Consider the following 17,977-nt stretch of genomic DNA (forward strand, 5'->3'; position numbering starts at 1 on the left):
ACCACCTCACACAATGATCGTCGCCATGGAGCCAAGCTTAGGGTACCGCTCTGCCACTTCACGTGCGACCGGTCCCTTGATCTCGGTTCCTTTTGGCTCGTTCTTCTCATCCACGACGACAACAGCGTTGTCGTCAAAGGAAACGCGGATGCCGTTGGGGCGGCGCATTTCCTTCTTCTGGCGGATGACGACAGCCCGGACCAGCTTCTTGCGCATGTCGGGCGTGCCCTTCTTCACGGTCACCGTCGCGATGTCGCCAAGGCCCATCTTGGGCTGGCGCCGGCGCACACCATGATAGCCGAAGACAGATACGATCTGGACGATACGCGCGCCGGTATTATCAGCGCAGGTCAGCTTGGTTCCGGTCGCAAGCGCCCTCGGCGTCTTGGACTGCTTTGCCTTCATGGCTGCTGCACCTCGACAACGACGTACGTCGTGCTCTTCGACAACGGTCTGCACTCAGCAATCTTCACGAGATCCCCTACCTTTGCCTGGATGCAGGGCGGGTTGTGGGCGTGAAGCTTGGAGATGCGCTTTTCGTACCGGTTGTACTTCCGGACGTAGTGCAGGTAATCCCGGGCAACTACGACCGTTCCCATCATCCTGTCACTCACGACTTTACCGGTAATCACCTGGCCGCGTACCGGTAAAGTGCCGTGAAACGGACAATTAACGTCCTTGCATTCCTGCTTGGGAGGCTGGACGTTCAATCCAATGTTTTGTGCCATTATGGTATCCTCTTTTTTTATGCTCGCTTGAGCCTCTTTTCTGGAGCCAGTATCAGTGCGGACCCATGAATCTCAACAAGGGTGTTGTCGGGCAGAGAAAGCCGGAATATGCTCCCACGTTTTGGGATCTTCTTTATTCCGGCCTGCGTCTGTATGGCAACAAGATTCCTTGTCTCATCGATGATGCGTCCGCTTACCTGGTTATGAAACGGGTTTGCGGCTCCAGCTACCAGAACGTCAAGGCCGATCAGTTCGTGCCTCATCACGTTCTGGCAGGAGATCATGCACGGCTCCTGCGGTTCTTCTCGGTCATCAGGCGGGCAATGGTGCGCCGAAGTTCCCGGATGTGCCCGGGGTTTTCGGTAGCACCACCGGCACTGACCTTTCCGTAGTGCTGGACAAGCTCCATCCGGAGTTTCCCCATCTGTTCCTGCAGTTCGACATCCGTGAGCTGCCCGACATCGTGCGCCCGTAAGATTGCCATTTACTGCACCTCTTCATCGATATTTTCATCAGGAAGAACCGGCTCCTCGGTATCAACGTCGCCGATAGAGGTGATCGTTGCCTTCGGTGCTGCCGGCTGCTTTTTTACCTGTTCGATGATGGCAAAATGGTCGGGCATCTTTGCATCCGCGGGAACAATCTTGACCTGCACGCCGATTACGCCAAGTTTCTTGATGGCGATCGCATAGCCTTTCTCGACGATTGTATTGCTCGGTTCACCGCAATGCTTGATGTACCCCTCGGTGAACTTCTGGGTACGGGCACGTGCACCGGTTAACTTACCGGCGATTACGACCTCGCATCCGAGTGCACCGGAGTCCATGACCCGGCGCATGATGCTCGAACCTGCTTTACGGAAGTACCACCCGCGCTCGAGAGCGTTTGCCAGCCTCTCCGCCATGATCTGGGCGTTGAAACTGGGGTTCTGGACCTGCTGGACCTCGATCTGCGGAGACTCAACCCCGTAGTTCTGGGCAAGGTCCTGAGTCAGCTGGTGGACGAGTTTCCCACCCTTGCCAATCACGATCCCCGGCTTTTCTGCAAAGATGGTGACCTGTGTCCCAAGAGGCGTACGGGCGATGTCCATGCCACCGAAGCCTGCGCGCTTGAGCTCTTTTGTCAGGTACTTCTCGACACGGGCCTTGCGGGCACCTTCTGAAATAAATTTCCTTTCGACGGCCATATTATGCGACCTCCCGTACCACAATCTCGATGTTGACGGTTTCGCGGACCTTGGGGGACGCCCGGCCCATTGCCCGCGGGAAAAACGCCTTCTGGGCACGCCCGCGGTTTGCCGAGACATGGATGATCTCCAGGTTCTCGGTGTCCAGTCCGGTGTATTCCGCATTCTTTTTTATGGATTCAAGGATCCTGATGTACGCCTTGGATGCCTTGACCGGGTACCGGCCTGCATCCCAGTTGCCGGGGAGACCGCGCTTGTGCGCGACATTCCGGTTGAAGTGCCTGAACGGGATGGCTTTCTTGAGCGCGACCACATCAGCAAGGTAGCTGAGCGCATCGTTGACGCGCTGGTGCCGGATGAAATCGGCGATCTCGATCGAATGCTTGGGAGAGACGGAAAGCTCATTTGCTTTGCCTCTGGCTATGTTGTCACCGTCAATCTTCTTTGAATATGCAATGCGTGCCATTTCCATCACTTCAGCGGTACGTATTTACTGCCCCTCGTTGCACCGATACCGGCGGAACCATGGGTAACCCTCTTTCTCGTGAGTGCAAATTCGCCAAGATAGTGGAAGACGGCCTCGGGCTGGAACTCGACTTTTAGGAATTCCTTGCCATTATAGATCTCGATGCTCTTTCCAATCATCTCAGGCATGACAATCATTTCACGCAGGTGGGTCCTGACCTTCTCGTCCCCGCCCCGGATCTTTGCAAGCAACGTCTCTTCGCCGCGGTTGAGCCCGCGGTTGAATTTTCGGCGTGCACGGGCTGGCATCAGGGGGATGAGTTCGCTTAACCCCATCGCCTTGAGCTCGTCGATCTTGTACCCGCGATAGGTGAACTCTTCACGCCGTCTGGGCATTCTCTTCTGTGTCTTTTTTGGTGCTGCCATACCGTTCACTTCCTGCTCTTACCTGTCTGGCGTGCTGCCACAGATCCAACCGTCCTGCCTGGAGAAGTACCCCGGGCAATGGTCTTCGGGCGACCCGTGTGCTGGTGCCCGCCGCCACCGAACGGGTGATCGATGACGTTCATCGCGACACCACGGACACGCGGCCAGTTCGATGCGGTGTTCGCCATCTTGTGGTACTTGTTACCGGCTTTTACAAACGGCTTCTCAACGCGCCCGCCACCGGCAACAATACCTATGGTCGCCCTGCAGCGTGCGTTAAACCATTTGGTCTTACCGCTGGGCATCCTGACGCCGACGCGTTCACCAATCTTGTCGACAACAACTGCCTGGACCCCGCTCGAGCGGACAAACTTGCCGCCATCGTTGGGGCGCGACTCGATGTTGCAGATATAGGACCCGGTCGGGATGCTCTGGAGCGGGAGCGTGTTCCCGTTCTTGACCTCGACATCGGTCCCCCAGGATACGACCTCGCCGACACCGACACCCTCGGTTACCAGCATGTAGACCTTCGATTTGTCCTCGAGCTGCACAAGGGCAATCGGGGCGTTTCTCGCCGGATCATGCTCGATATCGATGATCGCACCGGTGATCTTCTTTGTGCCGTCCCCGATGTGCTTTAACTCAGCCTTGTACCGGTGGGATGGGGCGCGATAGGTCGGGCCTCCCCTGCCCCGGTTCTGTGTTGTAATTCGATGTCCCATGTTCCCCACCTTACATAATGCCAAGCCGGCTCAGGATTTCCTCGGCGGCTTTCTCGTTCTCGAAGCTCACAACGGCTTTCTTTTCACCATGCAGGGTCATAAGCGTGTGAACACGCTTTACCTTCTGGTCAAACGCCTTCTCGATATCGCGTTTGATATCCTGCTTGGTGGCCCTCCTGTCAACAAGGAACTGGAGTTTGTTCTCATTCTCCAGAAGCACCATTGCTTTTTCTGTGACAAACGGGTGTTTCAGGGTAGACATTTACTTTCCCTCCAGACGTGTAACTGCACTTTCAGTCCAGACGGTCAGGCGTCCTGCCTGCATGCCCGGGGCGAGGTGCTCAACATTAAGCTGGTCTACGGTCACGACGTCAACACCGGCAAGGTTACGGGCGGCGCGGAACTCGGGGCCTGAGGTAACAATGAGCAGGCTCTTTCTCTGCTTGTACCGGCGGCCACGGAGCTTGCCCTTGCCTGCACGGACCTTGCGGCTGTCTTTTGCACGTTCGACATCCTTGTACACACCGATGCTTGTCAGTGCAGAGATGACATCCTGCGTGCGGCCGAGAGTCTCAAACTTATCCTCGAAAATCAGTGGAACTTCACCATCAAAGGTATGACCCCGGCCACTGACGAGATCGGCACGGATGCTCGCTGCAACCGCAGACCGGAATGCTTTCTGCTTCTCTTTCTGGTTAATCTCTTTTATCAGCACTTTTGCGGTAACCGGCGGGTGCGCCTCACGCCCGCCTTTTGCCTGCGGGACCTTTGCTGCACGTGAACCGTTCTTGAGACGGGGTACATGCGATGCGCCCCGTCCGCTTCCCCAGCCGACCGCAGAGGAACAGATGCCTGCAAACGGGTATGAGCCATGCGGCTGGCGTCTGGTGCTCTGGAGTGCCATCACGGCCTTCTTGATCAGATCCGGGCGGTACTCTTCGGAAAACATGGCCGGGAGTTCGATATCCTTTGCCACTCCGCCTTCAATTGTCTTAACCTGCGCTTTCATTTCTGATCACCCCTGCTTGCTCTGGACGCTCACAAACTGGATCGCGGGCGACCGTACAACATGTTCTCCCTGGCGGATTGCCGGGCGGATACGGATAAGGCGCTTTGCTGGGCCCGGGACAGACCCCTTGATAACAACATATGCGCTCCGGATTACACCATAATTGAGGAATCCTCCTGCGGGTGTGATCTCGGCACCGTTCTCACCGATCTTTAAAATGCGCTTGTTGAACTCGGTACGCTGCTGGAAACCCATCTGGCCGCTCTGCGGAACCTGCCACCGTACGTGGTGGGGATTCCATGGCCCGAGCGTCCCAACGTGACGCTCTTTCCCGCCGACAGAGTGTTTCCTCTTCCGGAGAGATACTCCCCAGCGCTTGGCCGGTCCCTGCGTACCTTTACCGATGGTGATTGCAGTGATATCGGCATATGCACCGGCTTCGATCACGTTGTTGAGCCGGATTTCCCTTCCCAGCAGCCCGAGGGCAAACTCGTACTGTTTTGCAGCGTCCCCACCGGCAATCTTGATCTCCATGAGGTCGGGTACCTTCTTTGGCACGCCGCTGATGGTTGCCGGCTGCGTGTACGCAAGAACATAGATCTCTGCTACCAGCCCTGCGGCAAGAGCGTCGGCAAATTTCTTCTTTGCTGCCGCGCTGTCGTAGTTCTTGGGCACGGTCACCCTGCGGGAGAGCTGGCTGTCCAGCGGCTCTGCCCAAATTTCCGTAAACGCATGCTTGCCGTAGGTATCCTGCGAGTATGCCCGGATGGCGGCAACTTTCATGGTCGGGATTTCGATGATCGTAACCGGGACCATAATCTCCTTGCCCTCTGTCGGGCTGTCCTTGTGGTCATCAACCATGAGAACATGCGTCATCCCCACTTTGTAGCCTGCAAAGCCAAGCAACGCGGGTGCGCCGGTGTGCTGTGGCCAGGACTTGTATTTGGGTATGGGGCTCTGTGCACGTTTTCGTGGGCTGTATGCCAGTGAGCCTCGGCGTGGTCTGTTTATCTTTGGCATGTGTCAATCAATCCTTTGCATTCGTGTTTCTGGATTTTTTACTGGACACGAACTCTTACGATGAATCCGAGACTGAAGTGCTATCACTTGCCTGTCTGGTAAGCCAACACGCGATCCGGCGCCATCGGACAGGACGTAAACGCTTACCCGCATCCTGCGAATAGTATTATCTGTCCTGCCCGTGTGCCGGTTGCTCCGGAACCTGGATGGAGGGGATGAATCATTCCCGCCAACCCGGTGAATTTCCGGTATTTTTTCTCGCGAAAGAAGACCCTGACATTGACGTATCCCCTGATTTTTATCAGGAGAACAGGCTCGTTTCAGAAAACGTCCACCTGTACGTCCCGGTCAGATCCAACTCTGTCAGCCCGTTGTGACGGATCACAACTCCTTCTCGGGATCCTCCGCATGGATGCGGAGGTCACCAATCGGGGAACTACCCACGGCAGCATCATTCCCTGTGTCAATTCGGGCCTGATTCCGCCGGTGCTGTACATTCCACAGAGGCATGTACTGCAGGGATACCCCCATATCGGCTTCCTTAAATATAGATTAAAAAAGCATATATATTTATGCCAGCACCCGGGGTGTCACACGCCGGGACCACCAGCCGCGAATGACGGGACTAAAGTGATCCGGCGCCGGGTAAATTATCCGAAATAGATCTCTCCTTCATCCGTGATATAGATCTGCACATCCTCGCAGATGCACCGCGCCTTGTATGACTGCGGACGGGCTTCCCGGAGCCGGTTGATCAGGGATATCGTATCGTACTTCACCTTAATCTTGGCTTTTTCCGCTTCGGCAAAGATCATGCTCGGGACTTCAAACAGGTCTGTTCCCGAAGGGATGGTGCAGAGGTGCGTGGCGTCAAGAGTATATAAAAATTCGAGCGTCTCTTTTGCCCGCCGTATATTTTCCATTGCAGATTTTTCTATTGTGCAGACATTAGCTTTTGAAGTGCTGATGATGTCTGCGATCTGCTGCTGGGTCATTCCCTGTTTCCGGTACCGGAGTACTTCTCTTTGCCTGTCGGTGAGAAGACCATCTTTCATACTATCCATTCCATCCCGGGGACTTAAACACTTTTCGTTAACATCGCACCAGCTGCCGGGATTAGCGGATGAATTGGTTCGCAGATAAATAAGAAGGAACCGTCTTCGCAAAGAATCGTCTTGGTCAACGAACTGTTTGAAAATGAACGGGCATTAAGTGATGAAAGAGGGGCCGCAGGTACCCTTTCCGTTACCAGAGTTTCCGGCACGCACCGAATCCCAGCGGTGCCCGAACGATTCAGTCAAAAACAAAGAACTGCATATCCGGCGTAAAAAGTGATTTCAAAATGTTTATAAGAATACCGGGTCATATTAACGTGCTATAAAACAAAATAGAGGTGAAATTTCAATGGTTGTTAAAGTAGGAGTTGCCAAGTTAGGCAATATTGCAAGTGGCGTAATGGCAGAACTGCTCCTCGATGAGAGAGCAGACCGTGAAGATATGCAGACATTCATGGCGACCAGCGGTACAAAACTCGAGCCGGCAGATGTTGACCGTGTCGTTTCCAACCTGAAGGCATACAAACCGGACTTCTGTATTGTAGTTTCCCCCAACGGTGTTCTTCCCGGCCCGACCGGTGCCCGCGAACAGCTCGCTGCAGCAGGTATCCCGACAATCATCATCACTGATGATGTAACCACGAAGAAGGAGTGGGAAGGCGTCAAGGCTGACACCAAGTTCGGCTACATCATCATGAAGGCAGACTCCATGATCGGTGCACGCCGCGAATTCCTCGACCCCGTCGAGATGGCCGACTACAACGGTAACCTCGTCAAAGTCCTGGCACTCACCGGTGCATTCCGCAAACTCCAGGTCGCTCTCGACAAGGTCATCGACCAGGTCAAGGCCGGCAAGAAGGGCACTGAAATCGAGCTCCCGAAGATCATCATGACCACCGATAAGGCGGTCGACGGCGAGTTTACCAACCCCTATGCCCTTGCAAAAGCACGCGCTGCCCACGAGATCGCCATGGCGGTTGCAGGCCAGAACGTCAAAGGCTGCTTCATGACCAAGGAATGGGAGAAATACATCCCGATCGTTGCAAGCGCTCACGAGATGATGAGGTGCGCCGCAGATCTCTGCGACCAGGCCCGCGAGCTCGAGAAGAGTGGCGACAGCATCAAGCGCCAGCCCCACAAGAAGGACGGCACGCTTGTCTGCAAGAACAAACTCGTAGCAAAATTCGAGTAAATTTATTCATTTTTTCTTCTTTTTTTGCTCCACTTCGTATTCCTTGACTGTGTTCACCGGCCTTCATTCCGGTAGTACCGGCCGAGATCCTCGGGCAGGGTCAGGATAATCGGTTCGTTGTGGAGGCGCTCCATGAACGCTGAGTCGCTCGTGGATAAGGGGTTCGGGTTGATCCGCGAGATCAGCGAACAGAATGCAGAAAAATCCTCTGTTGTTTCCCTGCCAAAAAAGATAGCCATGTTAAACGCGTGCGTGCCCAGTTTCCGGTAGAGCGAAAGGACTTCGAGGATCCCTTCAGCAAGGGTATCAGTATAGCTCTCCAGCTCATCCAGCCGGGCGACCGGCAGGAGACCCCGCACCTCGCGCTCTCCCACCGGCACTGCGTGGGCGGACCAGAAAATTTCCTCGCCAAAGAGATACCGATCGGAAATCCGGTCCTGCTCCCGCACGGCATCCCAGTACCGGTTCCCTGTCCTTGCATGAAATTCTCTGCAAACAGTCAGGTACCGATCTGTCATCCACGAGGGACGCCGGTCAGCGATCCCCTGCATATGGGGATGGACAATGCTTGCCCCTGCAGAAGGCAGATAATTCCAGTTGATACTTGGATACCCATCATACCGGAGGAGTGATTCAACCTGCGCATGGAGCGCATCGGCGATCTGCTGCCGGGTAAAGACGGGGACCGTATGATCCCGGGTGATTACCGTGACCGTATGCCATGCGGCGAACGGGAACATGTTGGGAAACGTGACGCTTTCCCCCCGGAGAATGCGGGTTCCGTCAGCAAATGTCGGGGTGACGGAAAAGATGTTTTCACGGCAGAACGGACAACCCGCCGGTTCCCCGGGAATGGAGAACGGCTGATCGATATGCCGCTTGAGCCGCTCCGGACTGATCCGGCACCGCAGACCGGTCAGGTGCTCTTCCCGGTACTGGAGTGTACCCTTTTCGGTAGGAACGTCAGTTACGACAAACATGTCCTCTCTTGAATAGAGTACCGTCCGGGATCAGATAGACATTTGCACATCAGTTCCCACCGGTACTAAGTTTCGCAAAAGCCGGTTGTTCGAAACAGGTGTTATACATCAAAAGAAAAAAAAAAGATTACTATCTGCCACGGCCCCCAGAGGGAGCCTGTTTCAGCTGTATTCGTGGCAGATTCGTGATCTGCTTATACGATATACTTGCCGAGCAGGCGGATAGAGGTGGTCATGTCGGGACCGAGTGGTGAACCGAAGATGATCTGGGTAACGCCGGCCTTGGTGAGGTCTTCGCACTTTGCCTTGACCATTTCAGGAGTGCCTGCAATGGTAAATGCATCGATCTCCTTGTCCCCGACAAGTTCTCCGACGGACTTGAAGTCGAATTTTCCGAGTGCCGCCTTAATCTTTGCCACATTGTTGAGGTCGAGACCGTGGCGGGTCAGGAGTTCCGGCGGAGAGCCTGCTGCGATGAATGCGGCAACGATCTTTGCTGCATTGCGTGCCTTCTTCTCGCTGCGGTCAATGGACATTGCAGTGTATGCACCGACATCGAAGGTCTTCTTGCCTGCTGCATCGGATGCCTTCTTGATGATCGGGATAGCGATCTGGAAGTCTTTGGGGTTGGATGCGTTGATCAATGCACCGTCACCGACCTTTCCGGCGAGCTCAAGAACCTTGGGCCCCTGTGCGCCGATGTAGATTGGAATGCCCTTCTTGCCAGGGAGCGTGACACCGGTCAGCTTTGCGCCGTCGTAGTCAAAGAACTTCATGCCTGATTTCTTGACCTCTTCACCTGCACAGAGTTTACGGATCTGCACGACTGCTTCCTCCAGACGGGCAACCGGCTTTTCGGGGTTGATTGCCAGCTTCGGGAGAGTGGACAGGTCACCGGGTCCGATACCGAGCACTGCACGCCCGTCGGAAATTTCGTTCAATGTGCAGAAGAACGATGCCATGGCGGCCGGGGTGTCAGTGAAAGCGTTCATGATACCTGGTCCCATCTTCAGGGTCGTTGTCGCCTGTGCGATGGCGGCGAGTGTGGGGTAGCAGTGGCGGTTGTTGTAGTGGTTGGTGATCCATGCAAAGTCGATATCTTTGGATTCAGCAAGTTTACAGAAGTTGACAACCTGCTTTACATTTACATTTCCTGGTACAAATTCAATTCCATATGTCAAGGCTTGTTCACCTCATGGAGTATTACCGTCCGCGCATTTAAATAAATTATCATTTAACGCTGCGCCTGCTGGATAAGCGGCATGGATTCGCGCCCGATATTCAATATTTGAGAGGCGGGATCCGGAAACAAGGCACCAATCCGGGAAAAACGCAGGATGAATTCGTCATTCAAACCACAATTTCGGGTTTACCAGCCACCCGGCCGGGTGAACCTGAATTTGATTTTACCGGTTGTACTAACGATAGAAGGCAGTACATATTTTTTAGATGAGTATATCCTATAAGATATTGAACTTCAGAGGAGAATATTTACTTAGATATATACGGGTACCAGAACAGGTTCCCTGACTGGAGATCTCCATGCGGATACTTGCGATTGGCCTCGGAGGCGCCGGCTGCCGGATTGCCAATGCCCTCTATGCCAATGACCGGAGAAGCAGTAAAGTGACATGCGTCCAGGCGCTAGCTGTAGATATTGACGGTGAGACCTTGGCGCAACTCCAGGGGCTGCCCGAACAGGCCAAGATTGGCTTTACGGCAGTTGAGCCCGATTTTTCCCGGCAGGCGTCCACTGCATCCCGTCATACAACGATCGAAATCGGGGAGATTATAGGCCGCATCCAGAACCTGGAAAGAGGTGAAACCGATGCAATCCTGATCTGCTGCGGACTTGGCGGAATGATGACGGACGTGGCACCGCACCTCATTTCTGCCCTCAGGGCATCAGTCACTGAGCCGATCTTCGGTCTCGTGACGCTGCCCACCCTGTCCGAGGGGGAAAAGCGGTCGGCAAAAGCAGCAGACGATATCGATAACATCGTTCCCCTGCTCGATGGAACCATCCTGTTTGATAATGAAACCTGGTTAAAAAAGATCGCTGCCAGGCGCGACGTCCTGGTGGCTGAGCAGGCCGCCAGAGGGCAGGGACTGTTCGGATTTGGCAAAAATCAGCCAAAACTATCCGCACAGGACATCACGTATAAACTCCTGAACCAGAGCATTATCCGAAGAATCAGCATTATCCTGCGGGCCGGGGAGTTCCGGGCTGACGGCGGTATCGATCTCGCCGAAGTCGTGATGGACTCGAGCGAAGTGCTCAATACCATAAAAGGGATGGGGTTCATTGCAATCGGATATGCCGTGGAACACTTATCGCAGGGCCCCATGGCATTTCTTTCCCGGCTGCGCACGGCCGATGCTACCATGGAACAGAGAAAAAGTGCAGAGCGGATCATCGAGCTTGCCAAGCAGGCCATTTACCAGGAAGTATCCATCCCCTGCGACATGACCAGTGCCGCGAAGGCGTTGATCCTCGTTGCCGGCCCGTCCCATGAGATTTCCATGAAAGGTATCATGACCGTCCGGAAATGGATTGACCGCAGCATCGCCGGTATGGAGATGCGATCCGGGGATTACCCGGTCACAAACTCGGAATATGTGGCAATCATTGTCGTGCTGAGTGGCCTCGAAAACATTCCCCGGATCACTGAAATCAGGGAGATCCGGGAACAGTACCAATCCGGGGTCTCCCGGGGGGTCCCGGGGTCTCTCAACCTCCCACCGGCTACGGGTCTGCGAAAAGCCGGTGCAGTATCGGAGGCCGGCGCCGGATGGGGTGGCACAGAACTCAGGGATGACATGATCAGTCTCCCGGGCGGGAGAACAACAAAGAGGGCCCCCGATCAGGATCACGCAGGGGGATCTGCCGGAAATCCGGGTGCGTCGTTAAAGCCGGCTCAGCCACTGCCATCAGTTGTTCCGGCGGGTTCGCGGCCACAGGCAGTACGGCCACGAATTCTGGAAGAAAGGGGGACTGCAACGGAAATGCGGGTGCCGCCCCCCTCTCCCGAACAACAGGAATCGTTCCGGGAACCTGCCCTCTCCCGGGGAACAGCGAGAGTAAAGCCCACTGGCCCGGCGCCTCAAGGGACACCGGTACACCGGTACACGCTGAACGAGACACCTGCAGTACCTTCCCCAAAACCAGGCACCCCTCCTCCAGTCAGGAGATCGCTCGAATCAGGGTATGAAGGAAGTCTCCCTCTCAAACATACCATGGCAAAGAGCAGGGATGTGGATCACCAGAAGATTGACCGGGCGCTGCAGCGACAGCGGATGATACCAACATCCGAAAACCCTGATACTAGGGAAACCCCGGTAATTCCGGTGCGGACGCCCATTCCCGCCCAACCGGAGACAAAAACCATTATCCGGAGAGTGACTGCAAAGGCACCGGTTCGCGGGCCGGTATCTCCCGGGGAGCCTGCGGTAACTGAAAAACCCTCAGGTGAAAGAACGATCATCAGGATACGAAAAAAGGAGCGCGGAAAAGAGGACGTATGGACGTCCCATGAGAGGAGCGAACAGACAGGTCCCGTTCACCAGGAGGAACTCGATCTCGCCGTAGAAATGGATGACTTCTCCGTGGCTGCCCCCCTGGAAGAGACAAAAATCGGTGTTAAAGATCGTCTCCAGCCGGCACGCGACGATATTTTTCTGGGAAAGTCGGTTTCACTAAAAAAACCATTCCAGGTAAAAGACGAGGCACTGCTCCACACGGATATTAAAACAAAAAAAGGCAGGCCTGGTTCTCAGGATGAGGGGGCTGCAGAAGAGCGTCAAGACTTCCTTTCACCTGCAAAGAAAAAAACCGGAAAATCAGCAGCACGGGATGATGAGATTTCCTGACGTCAGCGATTGATATCCGCCACTTTTGAGAAGGGTATGTTCCCGGCGCCGATCTCTGTCCGGATCACAATTCCCTGTTCAACACAGTTGCCTATATAGTTGAGGCCGCTGTAGGCGACAATCGAGAGCCGGTAGGGATTGTCCGGCAGGTTGAATACCTGGTTGCCCATGGTGACCGGATAGACAAAACCACAGTCGTTCATCTGCCGGATTGTTTCCTCGATTTCGGTCCTGGCAGAGCTGGGAACTTCGCGGACGTTTGCCAGCGCAATCCCGGTCTTTGTACGGGTATAGTTATTGATCGAAGTCAGCCCCGATGAGATGAAGAGTTCGAGCGGATCGATAGTGGTTCCGCGGTACCCGATCAGGTCGCGGAATCGCCGGGGTACGTTATCCTCGATCTCAAGCCTTCCCCCGTACGCCATCTTGACCGGAATGCCATTTCTCTGGAAAACACCATCCATGGTGATACTGCACAGGGTGATTACCCCGATACAATCCTGAGGCACTCTTGGGTCGTGATCGAGAATCCGGTAGGAGTTGAAGAACCCGCACCCGGCATGTATGACTTCGTCGAATGCGCCGAGAGCCCGGTCCAGTGTTTCCGTGGGGACGATGGAAAGATTGTATGCCACATCCCCGGTCCCTGTTGCCGGGTCAAAGGTGCTCCGGTACGCGAGCCGTTCAAGTTTGGAGATGATAAAACCGATCCTGTCATCGACAAGGGCGTTGTCGGTTTCAAGAAAACCGGCCGGCGTCAGGATTCTGCCCTGGTTCCCGATCTTCTCGGTAAATCCCATCGAATCAAGGTAACTGAGGTAATACTGCACGGCCCGGTCGCTTAAGACAAAACCCCTTTCCGCCATCAGTTCCGAGAGACGCTTTGCACCTACCGGATCGCGGTGCTCTTTTAAGATGCGCAGGATCTCGACATACTTGCGTTCTGTCCGTATCATGTCTCTTTTGCCTCCACTGCCCCGGTACTGTCCTGGTACCGCCCGTCATACCGCCTGCACCCGTTTTTTACCTCGTGCAGGATCATCTGGACAATGCGTTCGGACCGGCGGAGAGCGATATCAGCCGGTCCTATATTCGTCAGGCAGAGGGTCAGCTGACCGCGGAATCCCGGGTCAACAAAACCTGCACCCATAAGTACCCCCCGCCTGCCAAACGATGACCGGCAGCGAAGCGTCCCGGCAACATCCGGGGGCAGCTCGACCCACTCCATGCTTGGCACGAGGGTGCATGTGCCCCGGGCCAGACAAATGTCATCTGCGGCACGAAGATCGTAGGAGGCGGGCTGCTGGCATTCCACGGCATAGGGCGTGATTCCCAGTTTTTCCTGTGCTTGTTCGCTGTGAAGCCGGCGGGTAATCTCCTGCGCAGACAGTATCATTCATTAGTTTATCGGTAGAGAATACTTAATATCTTTTGATGGTGATACGTTGGGAAGGATCCATGGGGTAGAGGACATCCTCTTGGGCTTCGAACCCAAGGACGCGGGTTCGATTCCCGCTGGGTCCGTTCGATCGCAGCCGGGAAATCCCGGTGCTTGAGTGGCCAGGGTAATTTCAAAAATCGGATGCATCCGATCTTCGTGTTGATTATATCACTGCATTTCGCAAAAAGGCAGTATTTCCTTTAATATTGTTCGGATTTGAGAGAAGAATATCACGTTCCCGCCGGAAGCATGAATACCGTTGTCCCGGTGGCAGTTCGGTGAAAATAAAGCACTCCTGAAAATCCCGCCCCGCTATGCCTCAGGATATCCTGCAGCGGCATCCCATTCGCATATTTTTTATCAATTTTAAGGGCTCATTGGGGGGAATAGGATCAATCCGCCTCTTTTTCTCAAATGCAGTAATTATAAAAAAGGATAGCGGGTTAAATTTCGTTCCGCTTTATTGCATGGTGACGGTTCCTGCGCCGGGCCAGCCGGATAATGGCGTACAGGAAGAGCACAACGAGAATACCAATCCCGACAAGAGTCACAAATCCCCAGTCCATGTTCTTTTGAAGCGTGAGGGTAAGAGGAGTCGTGGTATTCCCGAGGGGAATCGTCTGCTGGACGGACTGAGGGAGATACCCGTTTTGGGTTACCGTAATATTATAGGGGGTATTATAGGTGAGCTGCGTGTCCAGCTGGCCATGCGAGTCGGTGGTTCCCGCCACAGCCCCGTTAAGAATGACGGTGGCACCGGCAAGGTTCTTCTGGTCGGTATCCTGGACAAAGATGGTCTGGCTTATCGTAGACAGAGATAATACCACCGGGAATTCACTGGAACTACTGATGATATTGATCTGCTGGCTCACCGGTGTATACCCGGTCTTTTCTACCACAATCGAGTAGGTTCCGGGAACAAGGTTCTGGAGTATGGCACGGCCGTACGTGTTGGTGCTTGCAACCACAGTGCCATTAAGAGATATATTTGCACCACTGATGGGCTGGTTTTGTTGATCATACACAGAGACAAAGCCACTGACGGGTACGGGGGTCAGAACGACCGCGTCAACAGCTTCGTTCGTACTGACGGTGAGCGACTGGATTACTGTCTGGTAGCCGGTCTTTTCCACTTCAACGCTGATGGGAGTATTCCGGCTTATGGGGGCGATCAGAATCCCGCGTGAATCCGTTGTTCCCAGCAGCACCGAATTAACACTTATGCTTGCGCCGGCCACCGGTGCCTGGCTGTTTTTGTCTTCGACGACAAAGGAGTACTGATTCTGGGATAACAGCCAGTACTGGGCATTCTGATCGGATGCGTCAACTTCAATTGTTTCGCTGCGGGGCTGGTAGTTCTGTGCCGTGATATTGAGGGAATAAAAGGTATAGGAGGTTACCCCGAATGATGCGGCACCCGAGACATCTGAAGTCTGTGTCTGGGAAGAATTCGCAGAGGTTAAAACCAGGGTTGCCCCGGACACCGGTTCAAGCGAGTTGGAGTCAAAAAGAGAGACATTCAGGTAAAGGGTTTGCCGAATTAAGATGACAGAAAGCGAGGTGGCGTTTCCGCTGACAGTGCCTCCCCAGTTATCATAGCCGTCCATGGTAATGAGGAGGTTGAGATCTCCCTGGCCGGACTGGAGCAGGAACTGGCCGGCACTATTGGTCAGGCCAACATTGACCCCATTCAGAAACACGGTGGCATGAGGAATGGTGGAGTTGTCAACACTGTCCTGCACCGTGATCAGCAGGTTCGTCGCCTGTGCTGCGCTGCAGAACAGGACAAGGCACAGCAGCACAAAAAGGAAACGAATACGGGATTGATACATAGTAAAATATCCCCCTCTGCTCGTATTTTATCCCATCGGTTCGGATATTCCCTTTTTAGTTCAGAGTTCCGACAGGGAAGGCACCCGGTCAAGGAGCATTCCTTCTACGATCACCGGCACGAGATGCCGCCCCTCTTCAAGTGCCTTCTGGAGACGCCATTCCCGGTCTGCGTAGATGGTAAAGAGCGGTTCACCTGTCTTGATAAGTTTTCCTTTCTTTGCATGGAGCAGGATGCCGGCACCCCGGTCATGGGGCGCCCCGGCGATACGTGCAAGCGTGATCAGGGACTGGTTGTTCATTTCGATGACATAGCCTGATGACGGTGAATTGACTACGAACTGGTGTTCGCCGGGCTTGATATCGTCTGATTTGACCTTTGGGTTACCCCCCTGGATCTCGATAATCTGCCGGAATTTTTCCAGGGCTTTTCCCTTGGTGAGGATGTCCTGTGCCATGATGGCACCGGTTCCCCGTGCAGCTTTCCCGGACATCTCCAGGGCGATCCCGGCAAGCGCAACACTTTTCTGGATAAATGAGTTTGGCTCGGTAGCGCCTTCAAGTACGCGGAGTGCCTCTTTGACCTCGAGATTCGGCCCGATACTGTGCCCGACCGGGATGTCCCCGTAGGTCAGGGCGCATTCGACTTTCATGCCGAGGCGCTCGCCAAGTTCGATGAATTCGCGGGCAAGTTTCCTGCCATCCTGGACCGTCGGTACCTTGGTATGGTTGCCCACCGGGATGTCGATGACCACAATATTCGCCCCGACTGCAAATTTCTTTGCCATAACACTCGCAAGCATCTGGCCACGGGCATCGATCTTGAACGGGTACTCCTGAAGGATGATGCGATCATCGGCCGGGGCGATATTGGTAGCGCCACCCCAGACGATGGTACCGCCCACGTTCTCGGTCATCTCCTGGACTTCGTGTGCGGAGAACTCGACATTTGCAAGAACCTCCATAAGATCGGCAGTTCCCCCGGCCCCGGTGATGGCACGGGAACTGGTCTTGGGGATTTTGAGCCCGCTTGCGGCAATGATGGGGACTACGAGCAGGGATATCTTGTTGCCCGGGACGCCCCCGATGGAGTGCTTGTCGACAATGGGACGGGACGCGAATTTTATCTGCTCGCCGGTCTCGACCATGGCACGGGTGAGATGCTCCACCTCGTCCATGTCAAGGGGATTGATATACGATGCGGTGATAAACGCGGTGAGCTCTGCTGCGGAGATGTCATCGTTGACCACATCCTTGATGATCGTCAGGGTCTCGTCTTTCGAGAGCCGGCCCCCGTCCATCTTTTTCTTGATAAAATCGAGCGACGCCGGCCGGTCGGCCTCCTGTATCTCAACCTGCTCGCCTTCGGCGAGGTTCAGCCGCTGGTTGGTAGGCCGGTAAACACCGGCGGCTCCCTGCCCTTCGAGGGTGGTGGTCGTTGCCACGACGGCAGTGACGGCCACACCGTTTTTCGGGTTGATGATCTGTACCCGGTCGCCATCCAGCACGCCGATACTCCGTGCATCGAGACGGTTGAGCAGCACCCCGCGTCGTGTTGCAATATCGAGGATCTTTACGGTAAGCTTCATACTAGACTCGCCACGCACCAGGATATTCCCCGTATCCGGGGGACAATGCCTCTGGTACAGGAAGATAGGACGGTTCATCATAAAAAATCGTCCCGGATCCGGTGCCCGTGGAATAAAAAACGTCCGGCTCTCTTCAGGATTGAAACCGGTGCTGCCTTTTAATCCCGCCCACCTGTGAAAACCTCTGCGGTGCGACGGTGATTCCCCATAATGTGTGCGGCAAATCGTGAATATTGGATAGTTTTTCTCCGGAACCACAGGGGTATAACCGGTTAAAACCGACAGTGGCGGGTAATCATTTCACAGGAATGAAACCCGGGGTTATGAATCGGGCGCGAAAAAAGAAAAAATTTAGGATTTAGGTTAGTGCCTGCGCACGACAAGGAGTGCCACAGCGCCGAGACCAATCAGGGCAACCAGTGCACCGAACCCGGGCTGAGTGGGGGTCTTGGTGGGGGCTACCG

Annotated in this window: 21 protein-coding genes and 1 tRNA gene; 3 read left to right on the forward strand and 19 right to left on the reverse strand. The window is 54.7% G+C overall.

Annotated elements, in window-relative coordinates; translation table 11 throughout:
• Nucleotides 1-6: 6 nt before the first annotated feature.
• The 12 genes from ACLQMU_RS06275 to ACLQMU_RS06330 all read right to left on the reverse strand — a co-directional run bounded on the left by ACLQMU_RS06275 (nt 7) and on the right by ACLQMU_RS06330 (nt 6,611).
• Nucleotides 7-405, reverse strand: a complete 399-nt coding sequence (locus ACLQMU_RS06275) for a 50S ribosomal protein L14 (RefSeq protein ID WP_422150218.1) — start codon at nt 403-405, stop codon at nt 7-9.
• Nucleotides 402-728, reverse strand: a complete 327-nt coding sequence (locus ACLQMU_RS06280; RefSeq protein ID WP_422150219.1) for a 30S ribosomal protein S17 — start codon at nt 726-728, stop codon at nt 402-404. The genes ACLQMU_RS06275 and ACLQMU_RS06280 overlap by 4 nt, the downstream gene beginning before the upstream one ends.
• A 17-nt stretch (nt 729-745) precedes the next feature.
• Nucleotides 746-1,012, reverse strand: a complete 267-nt coding sequence (locus ACLQMU_RS06285) for a ribonuclease P protein component 1 (RefSeq protein WP_422150220.1) — start codon at nt 1,010-1,012, stop codon at nt 746-748.
• Complete coding sequence (gene rpmC, locus ACLQMU_RS06290; protein ID WP_422150221.1) at nt 1,009-1,212, reverse strand: 50S ribosomal protein L29; 204 nt, start codon at nt 1,210-1,212, stop codon at nt 1,009-1,011. Before rpmC ends, ACLQMU_RS06285 begins: the two co-directional genes overlap by 4 nt.
• Nucleotides 1,213-1,914 carry a 30S ribosomal protein S3 gene (locus ACLQMU_RS06295; RefSeq protein WP_422150222.1) on the reverse strand — a complete coding sequence of 234 codons (702 nt, stop codon included), beginning with the start codon at nt 1,912-1,914 and terminating at the stop codon, nt 1,213-1,215. It lies immediately after the preceding gene.
• A 1-nt stretch (nt 1,915) separates the two neighbouring features.
• Nucleotides 1,916-2,380 (reverse strand): 50S ribosomal protein L22, encoded by a 465-nt coding sequence (locus tag ACLQMU_RS06300; RefSeq protein WP_422150223.1) that lies wholly within the window; start codon nt 2,378-2,380, stop codon nt 1,916-1,918.
• Between the two features lie 5 nt (nt 2,381-2,385).
• Nucleotides 2,386-2,805: a 30S ribosomal protein S19 gene (locus tag ACLQMU_RS06305; RefSeq protein ID WP_422150224.1), complete on the reverse strand. Its 420-nt coding sequence runs from the start codon at nt 2,803-2,805 to the stop codon at nt 2,386-2,388.
• Between the two features lie 5 nt (nt 2,806-2,810).
• The gene (locus tag ACLQMU_RS06310) at nt 2,811-3,527 is read right to left on the reverse strand and encodes a 50S ribosomal protein L2 (protein WP_422150225.1); all 717 of its coding nucleotides are present in this window, start codon (nt 3,525-3,527) and stop codon (nt 2,811-2,813) included.
• A 10-nt stretch (nt 3,528-3,537) separates the two neighbouring features.
• Complete coding sequence (locus tag ACLQMU_RS06315) at nt 3,538-3,789, reverse strand: 50S ribosomal protein L23 (protein WP_422150226.1); 252 nt, start codon at nt 3,787-3,789, stop codon at nt 3,538-3,540.
• Nucleotides 3,790-4,536 carry a 50S ribosomal protein L4 gene (rpl4p, locus tag ACLQMU_RS06320; RefSeq protein WP_424039729.1) on the reverse strand — a complete coding sequence of 249 codons (747 nt, stop codon included), beginning with the start codon at nt 4,534-4,536 and terminating at the stop codon, nt 3,790-3,792.
• 6 nt (nt 4,537-4,542) lie between these two features.
• A complete protein-coding gene (locus ACLQMU_RS06325) occupies nt 4,543-5,556 on the reverse strand; it encodes a 50S ribosomal protein L3 (RefSeq protein WP_422150228.1) in 1,014 nt (337 codons plus the stop codon).
• A 650-nt stretch (nt 5,557-6,206) separates the two neighbouring features.
• On the reverse strand, nt 6,207-6,611 hold the full coding sequence (locus ACLQMU_RS06330; protein ID WP_373008772.1) for a Tfx family DNA-binding protein: 405 nt from the start codon (nt 6,609-6,611) through the stop codon (nt 6,207-6,209).
• Nucleotides 6,612-6,960: 349 nt separating this feature from the next.
• On the opposite strand from ACLQMU_RS06330, the gene ACLQMU_RS06335 reads away from it, so the two are divergent.
• A complete protein-coding gene (locus tag ACLQMU_RS06335) occupies nt 6,961-7,803 on the forward strand; it encodes a F420-dependent methylenetetrahydromethanopterin dehydrogenase (RefSeq protein ID WP_422150229.1) in 843 nt (280 codons plus the stop codon).
• A gap of 53 nt (nt 7,804-7,856) precedes the next feature.
• Here ACLQMU_RS06335 and ACLQMU_RS06340 read toward each other — a convergent pair whose 3' ends face one another.
• Nucleotides 7,857-8,783 carry a galactose-1-phosphate uridylyltransferase gene (locus ACLQMU_RS06340; RefSeq protein WP_422150230.1) on the reverse strand — a complete coding sequence of 309 codons (927 nt, stop codon included), beginning with the start codon at nt 8,781-8,783 and terminating at the stop codon, nt 7,857-7,859.
• A 194-nt stretch (nt 8,784-8,977) separates the two neighbouring features.
• The gene (locus ACLQMU_RS06345; RefSeq protein ID WP_424039726.1) at nt 8,978-9,964 is read right to left on the reverse strand and encodes a 5,10-methylenetetrahydromethanopterin reductase; all 987 of its coding nucleotides are present in this window, start codon (nt 9,962-9,964) and stop codon (nt 8,978-8,980) included.
• Nucleotides 9,965-10,325: 361 nt separating this feature from the next.
• On the opposite strand from ACLQMU_RS06345, the gene ACLQMU_RS06350 reads away from it, so the two are divergent.
• Entirely contained in the window at nt 10,326-12,653 is a 2,328-nt protein-coding gene (locus ACLQMU_RS06350) for a tubulin/FtsZ family protein (protein ID WP_443673614.1), read from the forward strand.
• A 2-nt stretch (nt 12,654-12,655) separates the two neighbouring features.
• Here ACLQMU_RS06350 and ACLQMU_RS06355 read toward each other — a convergent pair whose 3' ends face one another.
• Complete coding sequence (locus ACLQMU_RS06355) at nt 12,656-13,609, reverse strand: DUF128 domain-containing protein (protein WP_422150359.1); 954 nt, start codon at nt 13,607-13,609, stop codon at nt 12,656-12,658.
• The gene (locus tag ACLQMU_RS06360) at nt 13,606-14,049 is read right to left on the reverse strand and encodes a dCTP deaminase (RefSeq protein WP_422150360.1); all 444 of its coding nucleotides are present in this window, start codon (nt 14,047-14,049) and stop codon (nt 13,606-13,608) included. Before ACLQMU_RS06360 ends, ACLQMU_RS06355 begins: the two co-directional genes overlap by 4 nt.
• Before the next feature lie 56 nt (nt 14,050-14,105).
• On the opposite strand from ACLQMU_RS06360, the gene ACLQMU_RS06365 reads away from it, so the two are divergent.
• Nucleotides 14,106-14,177 (forward strand) — tRNA-Arg (locus ACLQMU_RS06365).
• A 360-nt stretch (nt 14,178-14,537) separates the two neighbouring features.
• Here ACLQMU_RS06365 and ACLQMU_RS06370 read toward each other — a convergent pair.
• The 3 genes from ACLQMU_RS06370 to ACLQMU_RS06380 all read right to left on the reverse strand — a co-directional run.
• Nucleotides 14,538-15,896: a carboxypeptidase regulatory-like domain-containing protein gene (locus tag ACLQMU_RS06370; RefSeq protein WP_443673615.1), complete on the reverse strand. Its 1,359-nt coding sequence runs from the start codon at nt 15,894-15,896 to the stop codon at nt 14,538-14,540.
• Nucleotides 15,897-15,986: 90 nt separating this feature from the next.
• Entirely contained in the window at nt 15,987-17,513 is a 1,527-nt protein-coding gene (locus tag ACLQMU_RS06375) for an AMP phosphorylase (protein ID WP_422149087.1), read from the reverse strand.
• 363 nt (nt 17,514-17,876) lie between these two features.
• Nucleotides 17,877-17,977 (reverse strand): PGF-CTERM sorting domain-containing protein (locus ACLQMU_RS06380; protein ID WP_422148764.1); only part of this gene is annotated, 101 nt, incomplete at its 5' end.

Source organism: Methanoregula sp., assembly GCF_052325125.1.
GTDB lineage: Archaea > Halobacteriota > Methanomicrobia > Methanomicrobiales > Methanospirillaceae > Methanoregula.

Coding starts and splice junctions, on each gene's coding strand:
- rpl4p (WP_424039729.1), bottom strand. CDS start 4,536: ATGAAAGCGCAGGTTAAGACAATTGAAGGCGGAGTGGCAAAGGATATC.
- ACLQMU_RS06360 (WP_422150360.1), bottom strand. CDS start 14,049: ATGATACTGTCTGCGCAGGAGATTACCCGCCGGCTTCACAGCGAACAA.
- ACLQMU_RS06275 (WP_422150218.1), bottom strand. CDS start 405: ATGAAGGCAAAGCAGTCCAAGACGCCGAGGGCGCTTGCGACCGGAACC.
- ACLQMU_RS06285 (WP_422150220.1), bottom strand. CDS start 1,012: ATGATCTCCTGCCAGAACGTGATGAGGCACGAACTGATCGGCCTTGAC.
- ACLQMU_RS06315 (WP_422150226.1), bottom strand. CDS start 3,789: ATGTCTACCCTGAAACACCCGTTTGTCACAGAAAAAGCAATGGTGCTT.
- ACLQMU_RS06335 (WP_422150229.1), top strand. CDS start 6,961: ATGGTTGTTAAAGTAGGAGTTGCCAAGTTAGGCAATATTGCAAGTGGC.
- ACLQMU_RS06325 (WP_422150228.1), bottom strand. CDS start 5,556: ATGCCAAAGATAAACAGACCACGCCGAGGCTCACTGGCATACAGCCCA.
- ACLQMU_RS06280 (WP_422150219.1), bottom strand. CDS start 728: ATGGCACAAAACATTGGATTGAACGTCCAGCCTCCCAAGCAGGAATGC.
- rpmC (WP_422150221.1), bottom strand. CDS start 1,212: ATGGCAATCTTACGGGCGCACGATGTCGGGCAGCTCACGGATGTCGAA.
- ACLQMU_RS06330 (WP_373008772.1), bottom strand. CDS start 6,611: ATGAAAGATGGTCTTCTCACCGACAGGCAAAGAGAAGTACTCCGGTAC.
- ACLQMU_RS06300 (WP_422150223.1), bottom strand. CDS start 2,380: ATGGCACGCATTGCATATTCAAAGAAGATTGACGGTGACAACATAGCC.
- ACLQMU_RS06355 (WP_422150359.1), bottom strand. CDS start 13,609: ATGATACGGACAGAACGCAAGTATGTCGAGATCCTGCGCATCTTAAAA.
- ACLQMU_RS06305 (WP_422150224.1), bottom strand. CDS start 2,805: ATGGCAGCACCAAAAAAGACACAGAAGAGAATGCCCAGACGGCGTGAA.
- ACLQMU_RS06350 (WP_443673614.1), top strand. CDS start 10,326: ATGCGGATACTTGCGATTGGCCTCGGAGGCGCCGGCTGCCGGATTGCC.
- ACLQMU_RS06310 (WP_422150225.1), bottom strand. CDS start 3,527: ATGGGACATCGAATTACAACACAGAACCGGGGCAGGGGAGGCCCGACC.
- ACLQMU_RS06375 (WP_422149087.1), bottom strand. CDS start 17,513: ATGAAGCTTACCGTAAAGATCCTCGATATTGCAACACGACGCGGGGTG.
- ACLQMU_RS06340 (WP_422150230.1), bottom strand. CDS start 8,783: ATGTTTGTCGTAACTGACGTTCCTACCGAAAAGGGTACACTCCAGTAC.
- ACLQMU_RS06295 (WP_422150222.1), bottom strand. CDS start 1,914: ATGGCCGTCGAAAGGAAATTTATTTCAGAAGGTGCCCGCAAGGCCCGT.